The organism is Variovorax sp. V35 (assembly GCF_041154465.1).
GTDB classification, from domain to species: Bacteria; Pseudomonadota; Gammaproteobacteria; order Burkholderiales; family Burkholderiaceae_C; genus Variovorax; species Variovorax boronicumulans.
Window position 1 is genome coordinate 711516 of record NZ_AP028666.1, and the last position, 18948, is coordinate 730463.

Below are 18948 nucleotides of genomic sequence, written 5' to 3' on the forward strand. Positions count from 1 at the left end.
GTGGCCAGCCGCCAAGCAGTGGTGCCGTTCGCCCGGCACTGCTGACAAGTCGCTGAAGATCTCAAGCACCGGAGCTCTCATGGCCCAATCGTCCGCGTACAGTTACACCGAACGCAAGCGCATCCGAAAAAGTTTCGGTAACCGCGACAGCGTCGTCGAAATCCCTTACCTGCTGCAGATGCAGAAAGACGCGTACACCGCGTTCCTGCAAGCCGGCATCGCCCCCAAACAACGCACCGTCGAAGGCCTGCAGGCCGCGTTCGACGCCGCCTTCCCGATCGTCTCGCACAACGGTTTCGTCGAGATGAAGTTCCTCGAGTACAACCTGGCGAAGCCGGCGTTCGATGTGCGTGAGTGCCAGACCCGTGGTCTGACCTTCGCCTCGGCCGTGCGCGCCAAGGTGCAGCTCATCATCTATGACCGCGAGTCGTCGACCTCGCAGTCGAAGGTGGTCAAGGAAGTGAAGGAACAAGAGGTCTACATGGGCGAAGTGCCGCTCATGACCGACAAGGGTTCGTTCATCATCAACGGCACCGAGCGCGTGATCGTCTCGCAGCTGCACCGTTCGCCCGGCGTGTTCTTCGAACACGACAAGGGCAAGACGCACAGCTCGGGCAAGCTGCTGTTCTCGGCCCGCGTGATTCCCTACCGCGGCTCGTGGCTCGACTTCGAGTTCGACCCGAAGGACATGCTGTACTTCCGCGTGGACCGTCGCCGCAAGATGCCGGTCACGATCCTGCTGAAGGCCATCGGCCTGAACCCGGAATCGATCCTCGCGAACTTCTTCGTGAACGACAACTTCCGCCTGATGGACAGCGGCGCGCAGATGGAGTTCGTCTCCGAGCGCCTGCGCGGCGAAGTCGCGCGCTTCGACATCACCGACAAGTCGGGCAAGGTCGTGGTCGCCAAGGACAAGCGCGTCACCGCGCGTCACACGCGTGAGCTCGAGCAGGGCGGCACCACGCACATCAGCGTGCCGGAAGACTTCCTGGTTGGCCGCGTCATCGCCCGCAACATCGTCGACGCCGACTCCGGCGAAATCCTGGCCAAGGCCAACGACGAGCTGACCGAAGCGCTGCTCAAGAAGCTGCGCACGGCCGGCGTGCAGGACATCCAGGTCATCTACACGAACGAACTGGACCAGGGCGCGTACATCTCGCAGACGCTGCGCATCGACGAAACGGTGGACGAGTTCGCCGCGCGCGTGGCCATCTACCGCATGATGCGCCCCGGCGAGCCGCCGACGGAAGACGCGGTGCAGGCCCTGTTCCAGCGCCTGTTCTACAACCCGGACACGTACGACCTGTCGCGCGTGGGCCGCATGAAGTTCAACGCCAAGGTCGGCCGCGACGAATCGACCGGCCCGATGGTGCTGACCAACGAAGACATCCTGGCCGTGGTCAAGATCCTCGTGGACCTGCGCAACGGCAACGGCGAAGTCGACGACATCGACCACCTGGGCAACCGCCGCGTGCGTTGCGTGGGCGAACTGGCCGAAAACCAGTACCGCACCGGCCTGGCACGTATCGAGAAGGCCGTGAAGGAACGTCTGGGTCAGGCCGAGCAAGAGCCGCTGATGCCGCACGACCTGATCAACAGCAAGCCGATCTCGGCCGCGCTGAAGGAATTCTTCGGTGCGTCGCAGCTGTCGCAGTTCATGGACCAGACGAACCCGCTGTCCGAAATCACCCACAAGCGCCGCGTGTCGGCCCTTGGCCCGGGCGGTCTGACGCGTGAACGTGCAGGCTTCGAAGTGCGCGACGTGCACGTGACCCACTACGGCCGCGTATGCCCGATCGAAACGCCTGAAGGCCCGAACATCGGTCTGATCAACTCGCTGGCCCTGTACGCCCGCCTGAACGAATACGGCTTCATCGAGACGCCGTACCGCCGCGTGGTCGACAGCAAGGTCACGATGGACATCGACTACCTGTCGGCCATCGAAGAAGGCAAGTACGTCATCGCCCAGGCCAACGCGGTCCTGGACAAGGACGGCAAGCTGACTGGCGATCTGGTCTCCGCGCGTGAAGCCGGCGAATCGATCCTGGTCGGTGCCGAGCGCATCCAGTACATGGACGTGTCGCCCGCGCAGATCGTGTCGGTGGCTGCCTCGCTCGTGCCGTTCCTGGAGCACGACGATGCGAACCGCGCGTTGATGGGCGCCAACATGCAGCGTCAGGCCGTGCCTGTGCTGCGCCCCGAAAAGCCGATGGTCGGTACCGGCATCGAGCGCGTCTCCGCGGTCGACTCGGGCACCGTGGTCACGGCCACCCGCGGCGGTATCGTCGACTACGTCGATGCGACCCGTGTCGTGGTGCGCGTGAACGACGCCGAAGCGGCTGCCGGTGAAGTCGGTGTGGACATCTACAACCTGATCAAGTATCAGCGTTCGAACCAGAACACCAACATCCACCAGCGTCCGATCGTCAAGCGCGGCGACAAGATCGCCAAGGGCGACGTGGTGGCCGACGGCGCATCGACCGACCTCGGCGAACTGGCCCTGGGCCAGAACATGCTGATCGCGTTCATGCCCTGGAACGGCTACAACTTCGAAGACTCGATCCTGATCTCGGAACGCGTCGTCGCCGAAGACCGCTACACCTCGATCCACATCGAGGAACTGGTGGTGATGGCTCGCGACACGAAGCTGGGCGCCGAAGAAATCACGCGCGACATCCCGAACCTGGCCGAGCAGCAGCTCAACCGCCTCGACGAATCCGGCATCATCTATGTCGGCGCCGAAGTGCAGCCGGGCGACACGCTGGTGGGCAAGGTCACGCCGAAGGGCGAGACCACGCTGACGCCGGAAGAGAAGCTGCTTCGCGCCATCTTCGGCGAGAAGGCTTCGGACGTGAAGGACACCTCGCTGCGCGTGGACCAGGGCTCGCAAGGCACCGTGATCGACGTGCAGGTATTCACCCGCGAAGGCATCCAGCGCGACAAGCGCGCCCAGCAGATCATCGACGATGAACTCAAGCGCTTCCGTCTCGACCTGAACGACCAGCTGCGCATCGTTGAAGCCGACGCGTTCGACCGTATCGAGAAGCTCTTGACCGGCAAGGTCGCCAACGGCGGCCCGAACAAGCTGGCCAAGGGCACCAAGCTCGACAAGGCCTACCTGTCGTCGGTCGAGAAGTTCCACTGGTTCGACATCCGCCCGGCGGAAGACGACGTGGCCTCGCAACTCGAGTCGATCAAGAACTCGCTCGAGCAGACGCGCCACAGTTTCGACCTCGCGTTCGAAGAAAAGCGCAAGAAGCTCACGCAGGGCGACGAGCTGCCCGCGGGCGTGCTCAAGATGGTCAAGGTCTACCTGGCCGTCAAGCGCCGCCTGCAACCCGGCGACAAGATGGCCGGCCGTCACGGCAACAAGGGTGTGGTGTCCAAGATCGTTCCGGTCGAAGACATGCCCCACATGGCCGACGGTACGCCGTGCGACATCTGCCTGAACCCGCTGGGCGTGCCCTCGCGGATGAACGTGGGCCAGGTGCTCGAAGTGCATCTGGGCTGGGCCGGCAAGGGCATCGGCCAGCGCATCGGTGACCTGCTGCAGCAAGAGGCCAAGGTGGCCGAGCTGCGCAAGTTCATGGAACAGCTGTACAACGGCTCGGGCCGCAAGGAAGAGCTCGACCAGCTGAGCGACACCGAGCTGCTCGCCATGGCGGCCAACCTGCAAAGCGGCGCGACGTTTGCCACGCCGGTGTTCGACGGCGCCTCGGAAGAAGAAATCCGCGGCATGCTGAAGCTCGCCTACCCGGACGACATCGCCAAGCTCAAGGGCCTGACCGAGACGCGCACGCAGGCTTACCTGTACGACGGCCGCACCGGCGACCAGTTCGAGCGTCCCGTCACCGTCGGCTACATGCACTTCTTGAAGCTGCACCACCTGGTGGACGACAAGATGCACGCCCGTTCGACCGGCCCGTACTCGCTCGTCACGCAGCAACCGCTGGGTGGCAAGGCGCAGTTCGGCGGCCAGCGTTTCGGTGAAATGGAAGTGTGGGCGCTGGAAGCTTACGGCGCCGCCTACGTCCTGCAGGAAATGCTGACCGTGAAGTCCGACGACGTGCAAGGCCGTACCAAGGTGTACGAAAGCATCGTCAAGGGCGAGCACTCGATCGAAGCCGGCATGCCGGAATCGTTCAACGTGCTGGTCAAGGAAATTCGTTCGCTGGGTCTCGACATCGAGCTCGAGCGTTCCTAAGTTGAAAAGGGAAAGAGTCTTATGAAATCGCTACTCGACCTGTTCAAGCAATTCACGCCCGATGAGCATTTCGATGCCATCAAGATCGGCATGGCTTCGCCCGAGAAGATCCGTTCGTGGTCTTTCGGCGAGGTGAAGAAGCCTGAGACGATCAACTACCGCACGTTCAAGCCCGAGCGCGACGGTCTGTTCTGCGCCAAGATCTTCGGCCCCATCAAGGACTACGAGTGCCTGTGCGGCAAGTACAAGCGCCTGAAGCACCGCGGCGTGATCTGCGAGAAGTGCGGCGTTGAAGTCACGCAGACCAAGGTGCGTCGCGAGCGCATGGGTCACATCGACCTGGCCGCGCCCTGCGCCCACATCTGGTTCCTGAAGTCGCTGCCGTCGCGCCTGGGCCTCGTGCTCGACATGACGCTGCGCGACATCGAACGCGTGCTGTACTTCGAAGCGTACGTGATCACCGACCCCGGCATGACCCCGCTGAAGAAGTTCGGCATCATGTCCGAGGACGACTACGACGCCAAACGCAAGGAATACGGTGACGAGTTCATCGCCAAGATGGGCGCCGAAGGCATCAAGGACCTGCTCGAAGGCATCGAACTCGACAGCGAGATCGAACGCCTGCGCGGCGACTTGACCGGCTCCGAAGTCAAGGTCAAGAAGAACTCCAAGCGCCTGAAGGTGCTCGAGGCCTTCCGCAAGTCGGGCATCAAGCCCCAGTGGATGGTGCTCGAAGTGCTGCCCGTGCTGCCGCCGGACCTGCGTCCGCTGGTGCCGCTGGACGGCGGCCGCTTCGCGACCTCCGACCTGAACGACCTGTACCGCCGCGTCATCAACCGCAACTCGCGTCTGCGCCGCCTGCTGGAGCTGAAGGCTCCGGAAATCATCGCGCGCAACGAAAAGCGGATGCTGCAAGAGGCGGTCGACTCGCTGCTGGACAACGGCCGCCGTGGCAAGGCCATGACGGGCGCCAACAAGCGCGCGCTGAAGTCGCTGGCCGACATGATCAAGGGCAAGAGCGGTCGTTTCCGCCAGAACTTGCTGGGCAAGCGCGTGGACTACTCGGGCCGTTCGGTCATCGTGGTGGGCCCGACGCTCAAGCTGCACCAGTGCGGCCTGCCCAAGCTGATGGCGCTCGAGCTGTTCAAGCCCTTCATCTTCTCGCGCCTGGAAGCCATGGGCATCGCGACGACGATCAAGGCTGCCAAGAAGGAAGTCGAATCGGGCACGCCGGTGGTCTGGGACATCCTGGAAGAAGTGATCAAGGAACACCCGGTCATGCTGAACCGTGCGCCTACGCTGCACCGTTTGGGCATCCAGGCGTTCGAGCCGATCCTGATCGAAGGCAAGGCCATCCAGCTGCACCCGCTCGTTTGCGCGGCCTTCAACGCCGACTTCGACGGCGACCAGATGGCTGTCCACGTGCCGCTGTCGGTGGAAGCGCAGATGGAAGCCCGCACGCTGATGCTGGCCTCCAACAACGTGCTGTTCCCGGCTTCGGGCGAACCGTCGATCGTTCCTTCGCAGGACGTGGTGCTGGGTCTGTACTACACGACCCGCGACCGCATCAACGGCAAGGGCGAGGGCCTGATCTTCTCCGACATCGGTGAAGTGCAGCGCGCGCTGGACGCCAACGAAGTCGAACTCACCGCCAAGGTCGCGGTGCGTATCACGGAGTACACCAAGGACAAGGAAACCGGCGTGTTCACGCCGTCGACCTCGCTCGTGGACACCACCGTGGGCCGTGCCCTGCTGTCCGAGATCCTGCCGAAGGGCTTGCCGTTCTCGAACATCAACAAGGCGCTGAAGAAGAAGGAAATCTCCAAGCTCATCAACGTCTCGTTCCGCAAGTGCGGCCTGAAAGAGACCGTCGTGTTCGCCGACAAGCTGCTGCAAAACGGCTTCCGTCTGGCGACCAAGGCCGGCATCTCGATCGCGATCGACGACATGCTGGTGCCCGCTGAGAAGCACGGCATCATCGAGCGCTCGGCCAAGGAAGTGAAGGAGATCGAACAGCAGTACGTCTCCGGTCTCGTGACCTCCGGCGAGCGCTACAACAAGGTGGTGGACATCTGGGGCAAGGCCGGCGACGAAGTGTCGAAGGTCATGATGGCCAAGCTGTCCAAGCAGAAGGTCATCGACCGCCACGGCAAGGAAGTCGAGCAGGAGTCGTTCAACTCCATCTACATGATGGCCGACTCCGGCGCCCGCGGTTCCGCAGCGCAGATTCGCCAGGTGGCCGGTATGCGGGGCCTGATGGCCAAGCCGGACGGCTCGATCATCGAGACGCCCATTACCGCGAACTTCCGCGAAGGTCTGAACGTGTTGGAGTACTTCATCTCCACCCACGGTGCCCGTAAGGGTCTGGCCGACACGGCGCTGAAGACGGCGAACTCGGGTTACCTGACCCGTCGTCTGGTCGACGTGACGCAAGACTTGGTCGTGACCGAGCAGGACTGCGGCACGCACGGCGGCTACCTGATGCGCGCCATCGTCGAAGGCGGTGAAGTGATCGAGTCGCTGCGCGACCGTATCCTGGGCCGCTCGGCGGCGGACGACGTGCTGCACCCGGAAAACCGTTCGGTGCTGCTCAAGGCCGGCGAGATGTTCGACGAAGACAACATCGAAGCACTGGAAGCCCAGGGCGTCGACGAAGTCAAGGTCCGCACCGCGCTGACCTGCGAAACGCGTTTCGGCATCTGCGCGACCTGCTACGGCCGCGACCTGGGCCGTGGCGGCCTGATCAACATCGGCGAAGCCGTCGGTGTGATCGCTGCCCAGTCCATCGGCGAACCCGGCACGCAGCTGACGATGCGTACCTTCCACATCGGTGGTGCCGCTTCGCGCGCCGCCATCGCCTCGAGCGTGGAAGCCAAGTCGAACGGCTCGATCGGCTTCAACGCCACGATGCGCTACGTGACCAACAGCAAGGGCGAGCTGGTCGTGATTTCGCGTTCGGGCGAGATCGTCATCCATGACGAGCACGGCCGTGAGCGCGAGCGTCACAAGGTGCCGTACGGCGCCACGCTGACGGTCAAGGCCGACCAGCAGATCAAGGCCGGCCACGTGCTCGCCAACTGGGACCCGCTGACCCGCCCGATCATTACCGAGTTCGCCGGCAAGGCGCAGTTCGAGAACGTCGAGGAAGGCCTGACGGTCGCCAAGCAGGTGGACGAAGTGACCGGTCTGTCGACCCTGGTCGTGATCGACCCGAAGCGCCGCGGCGCTGCCAAGGTCGTGCGTCCGCAGGTCAAGCTGATCGACGCCCAAGGCCTCGAAGTGAAGATCCCCGGCACCGACCACTCGGTGACGATCGGCTTCCCGATCGGCGCCCTGGTGCAGATCCGCGACGGCCAGGACGTGGGCCCCGGCGAAGTGCTGGCACGCATCCCGGTCGAAGGCCAGAAGACCCGAGACATCACCGGCGGTCTGCCGCGCGTGGCCGAGCTGTTCGAAGCCCGTTCGCCGAAGGACAAGGGCATGCTGGCCGAAATGACCGGTACCGTGTCGTTCGGTAAAGAGACCAAGGGCAAGATCCGCCTGCAGATCACCGATCCCGAAGGCGGCGTCTACGAAGACCTCGTGCCGAAGGAAAAGAACATCCTGGTGCACGAAGGCCAGGTGGTGAACAAGGGCGAAAGCGTGGTCGACGGTCCGGCGGACCCGCAGGACATCCTGCGCCTGCTGGGTTCGGAAGAACTCGCGCGCTACATCGTGGACGAAGTGCAGGACGTGTACCGTTTGCAGGGTGTGAAGATCAACGACAAGCACATCGAGGTGATCGTTCGCCAGATGCTGCGCCGCGTCGTGGTCGACAACATCGGCGACACGAGCTACATCTCCGGCGAACAGGTCGAACGCAGCGAAATGCTCAACACCAACGACGCCCTGCGCGCCGAAGGCAAGATCCCCGCGACGTTCACCAACCTGCTGCTGGGTATCACGAAGGCGTCGCTGTCGACCGACTCGTTCATCTCGGCCGCTTCGTTCCAGGAAACGACGCGCGTGCTGACCGAAGCCGCGATCATGGGCAAGCGCGACGAGCTGCGCGGTCTGAAGGAAAACGTCATCGTCGGTCGCCTGATTCCCGCAGGCACCGGCATGGCGTACCACCAGGCCCGCAAGGTCAAGGACGCCATGGACGAGGCCGAGCGCCGCGCCATCGCCGAGTCGGAAGCTGCCGAACTGGCCGGCTCCGGCGACAGCGATGCAGCGACCAGCACGGTGGACGCCAACGAAGGCGCTGCGACCGAATAACTGGTTAGCATCACCGGCATGACCGGTTGCCCACGCCCTCCGACCGCTCCGGTCGGGGGGCGTTTTTCTTTGTGTTCGCAGGGTTCCGACCGATGACCAAGAGGTTCTGTTTCCGATGAGCGTCCTGCCCGATTCGCTGGCCGGCTGGCTCGTTGCCGCACTGCTGCTGTTCTGGTTCGTGGGCGCCTACAACCGGCTGGTGCGTTTGCGCGCGGCCGTGCTCCAGGCCTACGCCGTGCTCGATGTGGCGCTGCGCAAGCAGCTCGATTTCGTCCAGGCCAGCATCACCGCCGCGCCCCGGCCCGAGTCGCCGCCCGAAGGCGCGCCGACGGTGGCGCCGCTGCAGGCCGCCACGACGCAGCTCGCGACCCTGCTCGGCGCGACGCGGGTGCGCCCGCTCGACCCGGGCAGCATGGCGGCGCTGGCCACCGCGCTGCAGGTGCTCATTGCGGCATGGCGGCGCCAGTACCCGGGCGCGGTCACGGTGTTCGACGCGGACGGCACGCTGTCGCGGCCTGCGCCGCTGATGCCCGGCCTGGGCGGCGCGTCCGATCCGGCTGCGCCCATCGCTTGGCCCGAGCCGTCGGCGGCGGCGGAAATCGCACGCGGCCAGTTCAACCAGGCCGTGGCGCAGTACAACGCGGGCATCGCCCAGTTCCCGGCGCTGCTGGTGGCCTGGATCGTGCGACTGCGGCCTGCGGCGCCCTTGCTCTGACCTGCCTCGACCCGACGACAGGCGGGTAACGCCTTCGTTTCCATTCCCACCGCGCGGCGTGCTGTCTTTCTCGCCCGTTACCATCGGCTCCAACTTGCCAGCAGATCTTTCCTCCGACCCCTCTTCGGGCAGCGCCTCCTCGGCGCCGCAACAACCGCCGCTCTGGCGCCAACTGCAACTGACCGCAGGGGCGCTGGCGTCGATTCGCGCCGGCACCTCGGGCACCGTCGCGTTCGAGGCCGTCGAGCCCGCGCTGCGCCCCGGCGTGCAGGCGCTCGGCTTCCAGGTGCTGCGCTGGCTCGGTCGTGCCGAGGCGCTGCGCCGCCACCTGGCCAAGCGCACGCCGCCGCCGTTGCCCGACGCCTTGCTGTGCACCGCGCTCGCGCTGGCCTGGCACAGCGACCACGCCCCTTACGAACCCTTCACGCTGGTCGACCAGGCCGTGGAAGCCGCCAAGCGCAACCCGGCGACGCGGGCACAGGCCAGCTTCATCAACGCCTGCCTGCGCCGCTTCCTGCGCGAGCGCGACGAGCTCGTGGCCGCCACCGACACCGAACCGGTCGCGCAGTGGAACCACCCGCGCTGGTGGATCGAACGCCTCAAGCGCGACCACCCGCGCGACTGGCAGCGCGTGCTGTCGGCCGACAACGCCCAGGCGCCGATGACCTTGCGTGTCAACGCGCTGCAATCGACGCCGGCCGCCTACCTGCTGGAACTGGAAGCGGTGGGCCTCGCGGCCACGCGCGTCGGCGCTGACGGCCTGCAGCTCGCGCGCGCCCGCCCGGTGCAGCAGCTGCCCGGTTTCGCCGACGGCGCCTGCTCGGTGCAGGACGCCGCCGCGCAGCTCGCGGCGCCGCTGCTGCTCGACGGCCTGCTGCCGGCCAAGCCCGGCGCCGCGCCGCTGCGCGTGCTGGACGCCTGCGCCGCCCCCGGCGGCAAGACCGCGCACCTGATCGAACGCGCCGGCCCCGGCGCCGTCGAGGTGACCGCGCTGGAGGTCGATGCCGTGCGCAGCCGCCGCATCGACGAGACGCTCGCCCGCCTCGGCCTGAAGGCCAAGGTGGTGGTGGCCGATGCCGGCCGCCCCGCCGACTGGTGGGATGGCGCGCCGTTCGACGCCATCCTGCTGGACGCGCCGTGCACCGCCTCGGGCATCGTGCGGCGCCATCCCGATGTGCGCTGGCTGCGCCGCGAGAGCGACACCGCCCAGCTGGCGACCCAGCAGGCGACGCTGCTGGCGGCGCTCTGGCCGCTCGTGCGGCCCGGCGGCCGGCTGCTTTACTGCACCTGTTCCGTGTTCCGCGAAGAAGGCTCGCAGCAAATTGATGCGTTTCTTGTACGCAACACCGATGCCCGATTGCTGCCGTCCCCGGGACACTTGCTGCCTCAAAGTGGGGCGAATGCCCGTGGCGTCCCGGACAATCCCTCTGGTGACCACGACGGCTTCTTCTACGCCCTGCTTGAAAAACCCGCGCCGCACTGACGGCCGCCGGTCGATCCTGCTGGCCGGCCTGTGGCTGGCCTGGGCCCTGTGGATGGCCCTGTTCCCGGCCGTCGCCACCGCCCAGGGCAGGCCCGGCGGCGCCACCATCACCCAGATGCGCCTGGAGCAGGCCGACGACGGCGTCTACCTGAGCGCGGCCGTGCAGTTCGAGCTGCCCACGCTGGTGGAAGACGTGCTCGACAAGGGCATCGCCATCTATTTCGTGGCCGAGGCCGAGGTCTTCCAGGAGCGCTGGTACTGGACCGACCGCAAGGTCGCCCAGGTGGCGCGCCACATGCGGCTGGCCTACCAGCCCCTCACGCGCCGCTGGCGGCTGAATGTGTCGCCGGTGCCGATCACCGGCGCCGCCGGCTTCGGCATCTCGCTGAACCAGAACTTCGACAGCCTCGGCGACGCGCTCGAGGCCATCAAGCGCATCGGCCGGCTGCGGCTGGGCGACGCCGCCGAGATCGGCGACGAGCCGCTGCACCAGGTCACCTTCCGTTTCCGGCTCGACACCTCGCAGCTGCCGCGTCCTTTCCAGATCGGCATGGTCGGGCAGGCCGAGTGGAACATCGCCGCCGAGCGCACCGCCCGGCTGCCGCTGGAGAAGCAGCGGTGAGCAGCAAGCCGCGCAGCGGCGCCGCGGCCACGCCTGCCGCCCGCCGCTCGCGCGCGCTGCGCTGGGCCGTGGGCGTCGGCGCCGCGATGGTCACCGCCATCGGCCTCGTGCTGATGTTCCTGCTCGCGCAGGCTACCAACAACCGCGCGCTGTACGAGCGCTACTACGTGCGCCTGTTCGGCATCAACGTGGTGGTGGCCGTGCTGCTGGTGCTGGTGATCGGCTGGGTCGCATTCCGCCTGTTACGCCGGCTACGGCAGGGCAAGTTCGGCAGCCGATTGCTGATCAAGCTCGCCGCCATCTTCGCGCTCGTCGGGGTGGTGCCCGGGGCGCTGGTCTACGTGGTGTCCTACCAGTTCGTCGCGCGCTCGATCGAGAGCTGGTTCGACGTCAAGGTCGAGGGCGCGCTCGATGCCGGCCTGAACCTGGGCCGGGCCACGCTCGATTCGCTGTCCGACGACCTCGCCGCCAAGACCCGCACCGCCAGCGCCCAGTTGTCGCAGGTGCCCGACGCGAGCGCGGGGCTGCTGCTGGAGCGCATCCGCGACCAGCTCGAAGCCAGTGACGTGATCCTCTGGACCGGCTCGGGCCAGCTGGTGGCCAGCGCTGGCGCGTCGCGCTTCCAGCTCAACCCCGAGCGGCCGACGGCGCAGCAGTTCCGCCAGGTGCGGCCCGACCGCGCCGTCGCACATGTCGAGGGCCTGGAAGAAACCGCCTTGCCCAGCGCCACGCCGTCGAGTGCCAGCGTGCGCGCGCTGGCCATGGTGCAGCGCCCGGGCTTCGATTTCGACACCGCGCCGCGCTACCTGCAGGTCACGCGGCCGCTGCCGCCGGCCGTGGTCGCCAACGCGCTGGCCGTGCAGGAAGCCAACCGCGAGTACCAGGAGCGGGCCCTGGCGCGCGAGGGCCTGCGGCGCATGTACATCGGCACGCTCACGCTGAGCCTGTTCCTCGCCGTGTTCGGTGCGGTGCTGCTGGCCGTGCTGTTCGGCAACCAGCTCGCACGGCCGCTGCTCGTGCTGGCCGACGGCGTGCGCCAGGTGGCCGCCGGCGACCTGCGGCCCACCGCCGTGCTGCAAGGCAAGGACGAGCTGGGCGGCCTCACGCGCTCGTTCGCCGTCATGACCCAGCAGCTGGCCGACGCGCGCGGCGCCGTCGAGAAGACCATGGACCAGCTCGACGCCGCCCGCGGCAACCTGCAGACCATCCTGGACAACCTGACCTCGGGCGTGATCGTGCTCGACGCCAAGGGCACCGTGCTGTCTACCAACCCGGGCGCCACCCGCGTGCTGCGCGCGCCGCTCGCCGCCTATGAAGGCAAGGCGCTGGTCGATGTGCCGGGGCTGGCCGATTTCGGTGCCAAGGTGCAGCAGCAGTTCGACGAGTTCCTGGTCGAGCGCATGCAGCACGGCCTGGACCATTGGCAGCACGCCTTCGAGCTGCACGCCACCGGCAACGACCTGCCGCAGCAGGACGACGCCATCAACATCGTCGCGCGCGGCGCCGAGCTGCCGGGCGACGCGCGGCTGCTGGTGTTCGACGACATCTCCGAAATCGTCTCGGCCCAGCGTGCGCAGGCCTGGGGCGAGGTGGCGCGCCGCCTCGCGCACGAGATCAAGAACCCGCTCACGCCGATCCAGCTGTCGGCCGAGCGGCTCGAGATGAAACTCTCGGGCAAGGTCGAGCCGCCCGAGCAGGCCATCTTGGTGAAGTCGGTCAAGACCATCGTCGACCAGGTCGATGCGATGAAGCGGCTGGTGAACGAATTCCGCGACTACGCCCGGCTGCCCGCGGCCGACCTCAAGCCGGTCGACCTCAATGCTTTGCTGGCCGACGTGCTGCAGCTGTATCACGCCGAGAACCTGCCGATCACGCTGCGCTCGGAGCTCGACGAGCGCTGCCCGCCCGTGCGCGGCGACGAACAGCAGATCCGCCAGGTCGTGCACAACCTGTTGCAGAACGCACAGGACGCCGCCGAGGCCGCCGCCAGCGGCACGGGCCGGGTGGGCGAGGTCGTCATCCGCACCCGGCTGGGCGATTCGGGCCAGCGCGTGCGCCTCACCGTGCAGGACAGCGGGCCCGGCTTTGCCGAAAATATTCTCAAGCGCGCCTTCGAACCCTACGTCACGACGAAAACAAAAGGTACCGGTTTGGGCCTGGCCGTCGTCAAGAAGATCGCCGACGAACACGGCGCGCGCATCGAGCTTTCCAACCGTGTCGTCGACGGGGCTGTGGCGGGGGCGCAAGTCTCGCTATCATTCGCGCTGGCAGGCGAACCGCGGGCAGCGGTCGCTCACACCGAAGATTCGAAATCTTCGTCCGCCTGAGTACCGGCGAATCCAGCGCATAGGGGCTGGATCGGGAGCGGATCAATACACACCAGCGCATACAACAAGCAGCACTCATGGCAAACATTCTCGTGGTCGATGACGAGCTGGGCATCAGGGACCTGCTCTTCGAAATTCTCAATGACGAAGGCCACAACGTGGAGCTCGCGGAAAACGCCGCCGAAGCCCGCGCGGCCCGACAACGCGCCCGGCCCGATCTCGTGCTGCTCGACATCTGGATGCCGGACACCGACGGCGTCACCTTGCTCAAGGAGTGGTCCACCGCGGGCCTGCTGAGCATGCCGGTCATCATGATGAGCGGCCACGCCACCATCGACACCGCGGTCGATGCCACGCGCATCGGCGCCTTCGCGTTCCTCGAAAAACCCATCACGCTGCAGAAGCTGCTCAAGGCGGTGGAGCAGGGGCTGGCGCGCGAGAGCGCCCGCCGCACCGCCGCCGGCGTGGTGCCGCCGCCCACGGGCGCCCACCAGGCCGCCGCCATCACGACCACGGGCGACAGCCTGCTGATGGCGTCGCTGGCGGCCGTGCCGGTGGCCGACGCGGGTCCGCAGTCGACCCAGAGCTTCGACCTCGACCGCCCGCTGCGCGACGCGCGCGACGGTTTCGAGAAGGCCTACTTCGAGTTCCACCTCGCGATGGAGAACGGTTCGATGACCCGCGTGGCCGAGAAAACCGGCCTCGAGCGCACCCACCTGTACAGAAAACTCAAACAATTGGGTGTGGATCTTTCCCGAGGCCGCAGAAGCGCTGTATAATTTAAGGCTGCACACAATGGCCCGGTAGCTCAGTTGGTAGAGCAGCGGATTGAAAATCCGCGTGTCGGTGGTTCGATTCCGCCCCAGGCCACCAAATTCAGTCAAAAAGCCCGACCTTCCGAGGTTGGGCTTTTTGCATTCTGGCGCCGTGTTTGGGGAATCTCACTCCCGCTACCCGGCCCGATCCCCGTTGATGTCGTCATGCCCGCGGCGCCTGCGTTCGGCCCGCGTCTTCGCCAGCGTGGCCTGGCTCTGCTTGGCCGCCGCCTCGCAGCGCGCGTGCAGCGCGATCAGCTCCTTGTCCGTGAGCCGCTCGATGCCGATGAAGTCGTCCTCCGCGTCGGAGGTGCGGATCAGTTCGTCGAGCTTGGTCTGCAGGGCGACGCTGTCGCGGTTCTGCGTGTTCTGGATCAGGAACACCATGAGGAAGGTGACGATGGTGGTGCCCGTGTTGATCACCAGCTGCCACGTTTCCGAAAAGCCGAAGAACGGCCCCGCGACTGCCCAGGCCACGACGACGACCACGCAGACCAGGAAGGCCGCCGGGCTGCCCGTCCAGCGTGCGACGGCGTTGGCGAAGGAATCAAAGAGTCGCTCCATGCGCGTGTTCTCCAGTCGGGGCGATGCTGCCGCGGCGGTGCGCGCGAGCGCGTCAGCGGAGGCCCGCCTCGCATGGCATCGCAATTCCCCTGAGGCTGTCGGCGCATGGCGGCGCGCGGCCGTGGCCTCGGACACGGCTTACACGCGTCGTCGGGTCGAGACGACAGGGCGCTTCCCGCACCGTGTCGACCATGAAGGCTCATTGCAGTCTTTCTTTCAGTCTTTCTTTCTCAACCCGGCCCTCGCTTTGGCGACCGGCCTTCAAGGAGCAACCACCCATGGCCAACGATACCCAGGTAACCACCGCGGACGCGGTGTCCAACGATCAGGTGATCGACGTTCTGAACGACCTTCTGGAGAACACGCGCGACGGCGAGTACGGCTTTCGCGCCTGCGCGAAGGAAGTCGACTCGGCGCAACTGAAGCCGGTGTTCGAAAGCCGCGCCTCGCAATGCGCCAGCGCGGCATCCGAACTCGTCGCACTCATCCGCCAGCTCGGCGGCAAACCCGACGACGGCGGCACGGTCAGCGGTGCGATGCATCGCGGCTGGGTGCATGTGAAGGGCGCGGTCGGCGCGAACAGCCCGCTGTCGATGCTCGAGGAATGCGAGCGCGGCGAAGACGCGGCACTCGCGCGTTACCGCAAGGCCCTCAAGACCGACCTGCCGGCCGAGGTGCGCATGCTGGTGCAGCGCCAGGCCGACGGCGCGCAGGCCAACCACGACCAGATCAAGGGCCTGCGCGATCAATTCCGCAGCGCCAAGGGCTGACCGGCCTGCACCCTAGGGATGCCTCCCACCATGACCGGTGACAGCCGCGCGCCCGCCATGCCCAGTGCACCGTCCGCGACGGAAGTTGCGGACGGCGTCGGCGAGCGCCTTCTCACTTTCAGCTACCTCGGCTGGTGGTTTTCGTGCGCCGCGCAGCGAGTGGACGATCAGACCTTCAGGCCCGTGGTCTTCTGCCGCGCCTCTGGGGGCGGCGACGTCGAAGGCGCGGAGCAGCGCTTGCCGCCCGACACGGACAACGTCGCGTACGGCAGCGAAGCCGAGGCGCTGCGCCACGCCGAGCAGCAAGCCATTCGCTGGGCGCATGACCGCACAGGCGACGGCCAGGGCCGGTTCTGATCACGCAGCTCGGACGAGTGCGATCGTCGCGTCGTCCCGCGCGCCGTTGAAGTACTGCACGAGCACGTCGCCGAACACGGGGGCTTCAGGCGCCACGATCTCGAACAGCGTCATGCAGGAGCGCAGCTTGAGATCGTCCGGTGAGCCGAAGACCTGGTGCGCATCGCTGTCGGGCAGGGCGCGCACCAGCTCCGCGCAGTGGCGCAGTCGCTCACCGAGCACGGCGTGCTGCCAGTACGCCGCCGCCTCGGCGATACCGTCGAGGCCGAAGAACTGCGCGGTCGCACTGCGGCCCAGCGCCTTCAGTTGCGGAAACACGAACCACATCCAGTGCGTGCGCTTGCGTCCCGCCGCGAGTTCCGCGCAGACCTGGGCGTAGACGGGCTCTTGCGCCGCCACGAAGCGTTCGAGGTGCCAGTCGATGGTCATGTGTTCACGCGCCCGGTGTGGTTGCAGTTGCCCGATCATGCTGCAACCGCGGCGGCAACCGAGGGTCGAGCCAGTCCATGCGCCACGCCAGCAGCAGCACCGCGCCGACCACGCAGGTGACGGCCAGCGCGCCCGCGAGGCCGTGCCGCTGGCGGTACGGATCGGGCGCGATGCGCTGGGCGCCCGGCGGCACGCGTGCCGTCTGCGACAGCATGCCGCCCAGGCGCACGTTGACCTTCATGCGGCCGTTGATGGCCCATCCGCTCGCATCGAGGATCGGGCCCAGGCTGCGCTGGCGCAGCTTGAGCCACGCGATCAGCATGCTCGGTCCCGAGATCGCGATCACGATGCCGACGAGCGCCACCGGAATCCATTGCCCCAGGTCGACGAACTTGCCGAAGATGCCGACCAGCACGGCACTGATGCTGCCCAGTGCCACGCCGATGGCGGCCACGGTGCCCACGTCGATGCGGCTGGAGGTGGGCAGGATCGGTCCCGGCTTGGCCGGCGTCTTCGTTGACGAGGCCGCTGCGTCGGTCGGTTGGTCTGCGGTGGCGACGCGTCCGGCCAGCGTCTGCAACGCGCTCTGCGAGCCGGCCTCGCTGGCCGCCGCGCGCTTGGCGACCTGCTCCTCGATCAGCCGCACGAACTTCTTGTACGGCGCGAAGAAGGCCTGCGCCACGCTCGTGGGGTTCTCGATCAGCTTGGTGACGGTGGCGTCCCAGTCGCGGCCCTGGCGGTCGTAGAACACGCCGTTGCGTCCGGCGAAAAGGAAGTCGACGTCGCCGGCGGTGAAGGCGGAGACGATGCTCATCTTTTCTCCCTGGCGCGTGCAGTCGCAGTACGCGAGGCAGGTCTTGGCCAGGCCGGCCAGCGCGGCGTGGCGCGCGGTGTCCTGCACCTGCACCGTGAGCTCGCAGCTGCGCCCGTCGAGGTAGAGCGTGCCCGCCTGGAAGATCGCGCCCTCGCGCCGGTAGAACGCCTTGAACGACACGAAGTTGTGCAGCAGCACGCGCAGGTCGCGCTGCAGCCGCAGCAGCTTTTCGAGGTCGGTCAGCAGGCGGTTGTGGTGCTCGGCGGCCTCGTCTTCGGCAATGAGTGCGAGCAACGCGTCGCGTGTCGCGAGCAGGGCATCGATGCGTTCACGCGGCAGGCCCGCGAGCGCGTTGTCAGGGCGCGCGGCGATCCACGCGTCGCAAGGCGCGAGCCGCTCGCGCAGCACTTGCCACTGGGCTTCTTCGAGCGTGTCGCGTTCGCCGAGCAACGGCGCCACCGCGTCGCGCGCGAACGCGCCCATGGCCTCGGCCCAGGCGGGATTGAGGCTCGCACCGCCCAGCGGCAATGCGCGATGGGGCGTCACCGGCGCCAGCGGCAACTCGGCCACCGGCTGCACGCTCGCATCGAAGGTGTGTCCCGCGAGCGCGTCGTAGGCTTCGGGCGAGGGGTTGAGCGCCGCCACCGCCTGCACGTCGTAGGCGGCCACGCGGCAGCGCGCGAAGAAGTCGTCGACCTTGGCCGCGACCGCGCGCAGGGCCTCGGCTGCGGCCAGCGTGCGTGCGCCCATCGGCAGCAGCGCCTCTGCGTCGCCCTGCGCATGCCAGTCGCGAACAGCCTGTGCCTCGGCCACGAAGGCCTCGGCACGTGCGCGATCGAGGCCGGGCGTCTGTTCGTGCCGGTCGGGCGTGCTGCCGTGGGTGCGCATCGCTTGTTCGATGGTGGCGCGCAGCGCGTCGTCGGTGCCGGCCGTGGCCGGCGTGACCACGCCGTCGCCGTTGAAGCGCATCGCGGCCAGCCATTCGCCGCGGTCGGCGATGTCGGCGAGGGTCAGCGTGTGCGTGTCCTGCTTGCCGAGCAGGTCGAGGATGCGTCGGCCTTCCTTCGCGAGGTCGGCGCCCGGCGCACGCGTGTCGTCGAGGTCGTCCAGCGACAGCGTGCCGCCGCCCGCGAGCAGCACGTCGGCGCTGCGCAGCCGCTCGCAGGCCCACTGGCAGGCGGCGATGACCTCGGGCGGTCGCACGCGGCCGTCGCCGTCGGTGTCGATGAGGTCGAGCGTGCGCGCATCGAAGTCGATGCCGCGCGTGGGGCAGGCGAGTGCGACCCACAGTTTCTGGTCGAGCTCGGCGATGCGTGCGATGTCCTCGCCGCTGCGGAACACCACCTGGTCCACGCCGCCGGCACGGATGAACTGCCAGCGGTGCGGCTTCGGGCCTGGCGTGTGGGTGCCGGGAAGGACGGCGGGAACGGGGGCGGTGGCGGTCGTCAACGGGTTGATGTCCTTGGGATGGTCGTGCGGGATCGGGAGTGTTTGAAGAGAGGGCTGCGTGGGTCATGCACGACGCAGCGCCTTCAATTCGTGGGCGTCAGCCTAGATCGCGCGACGCGGCGGTCATGAGGACAGACGGCGC

General features: G+C 67.1%; 12 protein-coding genes and 1 tRNA gene. 10 read left to right on the forward strand and 3 right to left on the reverse strand.

Annotated features, from left to right (window positions below):
• The first annotated feature begins 79 nt into the window (after positions 1-79).
• The 8 genes from rpoB (at position 80) to ACAM42_RS03280 (ending at position 14481) form a co-directional block, all read left to right on the forward strand.
• The gene (gene rpoB, locus ACAM42_RS03245; RefSeq protein ID WP_369631092.1) at positions 80-4204 is read left to right on the forward strand and encodes a DNA-directed RNA polymerase subunit beta; all 4125 of its coding nucleotides are present in this window, start codon (positions 80-82) and stop codon (positions 4202-4204) included.
• A 21-nt stretch (positions 4205-4225) separates the two neighbouring features.
• Complete coding sequence (gene rpoC / locus ACAM42_RS03250) at positions 4226-8461, forward strand: DNA-directed RNA polymerase subunit beta' (protein WP_062479330.1); 4236 nt, start codon at positions 4226-4228, stop codon at positions 8459-8461.
• A 115-nt stretch (positions 8462-8576) separates the two neighbouring features.
• Positions 8577-9176, forward strand: a complete 600-nt coding sequence (locus ACAM42_RS03255) for a lema family protein (RefSeq protein WP_095743427.1) — start codon at positions 8577-8579, stop codon at positions 9174-9176.
• A gap of 94 nt (positions 9177-9270) precedes the next feature.
• On the forward strand, positions 9271-10659 hold the full coding sequence (gene rsmB / locus ACAM42_RS03260) for a 16S rRNA (cytosine(967)-C(5))-methyltransferase RsmB (protein WP_369631093.1): 1389 nt from the start codon (positions 9271-9273) through the stop codon (positions 10657-10659).
• A 52-nt stretch (positions 10660-10711) separates the two neighbouring features.
• Positions 10712-11281 (forward strand): DUF4390 domain-containing protein, encoded by a 570-nt coding sequence (locus ACAM42_RS03265; RefSeq protein ID WP_369632713.1) that lies wholly within the window; start codon positions 10712-10714, stop codon positions 11279-11281.
• Complete coding sequence (locus ACAM42_RS03270; protein ID WP_062480362.1) at positions 11278-13608, forward strand: ATP-binding protein; 2331 nt, start codon at positions 11278-11280, stop codon at positions 13606-13608. The genes ACAM42_RS03265 and ACAM42_RS03270 overlap by 4 nt, the downstream gene beginning before the upstream one ends.
• Positions 13609-13685: 77 nt before the next feature.
• Positions 13686-14387, forward strand: coding sequence for a response regulator (locus ACAM42_RS03275; RefSeq protein ID WP_062480363.1), 702 nt, complete (start codon positions 13686-13688; stop codon positions 14385-14387).
• An 18-nt stretch (positions 14388-14405) separates the two neighbouring features.
• Positions 14406-14481 (forward strand) — tRNA-Phe (locus ACAM42_RS03280).
• 77 nt (positions 14482-14558) lie between these two features.
• On the opposite strand, the gene ACAM42_RS03285 is transcribed toward ACAM42_RS03280, so the two are convergent.
• Positions 14559-14987 carry a low affinity iron permease family protein gene (locus ACAM42_RS03285; protein WP_369631094.1) on the reverse strand — a complete coding sequence of 143 codons (429 nt, stop codon included), beginning with the start codon at positions 14985-14987 and terminating at the stop codon, positions 14559-14561.
• Positions 14988-15265: 278 nt separating this feature from the next.
• Between ACAM42_RS03285 and ACAM42_RS03290 the strand changes: the two genes are divergently transcribed.
• Complete coding sequence (locus tag ACAM42_RS03290; protein ID WP_369631095.1) at positions 15266-15757, forward strand: PA2169 family four-helix-bundle protein; 492 nt, start codon at positions 15266-15268, stop codon at positions 15755-15757.
• Positions 15758-15787: 30 nt separating this feature from the next.
• Positions 15788-16114, forward strand: a complete 327-nt coding sequence (locus ACAM42_RS03295; protein WP_369631096.1) for a hypothetical protein — start codon at positions 15788-15790, stop codon at positions 16112-16114.
• Here the strand turns inward: ACAM42_RS03295 and ACAM42_RS03300 are convergent, their stop codons facing one another.
• Together ACAM42_RS03300 and ACAM42_RS03305 are read right to left on the reverse strand one after the other, a co-directional pair.
• Positions 16115-16543, reverse strand: a complete 429-nt coding sequence (locus tag ACAM42_RS03300) for a DUF1810 domain-containing protein (protein WP_369631097.1) — start codon at positions 16541-16543, stop codon at positions 16115-16117.
• A 4-nt stretch (positions 16544-16547) separates the two neighbouring features.
• Complete coding sequence (locus ACAM42_RS03305) at positions 16548-18806, reverse strand: hypothetical protein (protein WP_369631098.1); 2259 nt, start codon at positions 18804-18806, stop codon at positions 16548-16550.
• Positions 18807-18948 lie beyond the last annotated feature (142 nt).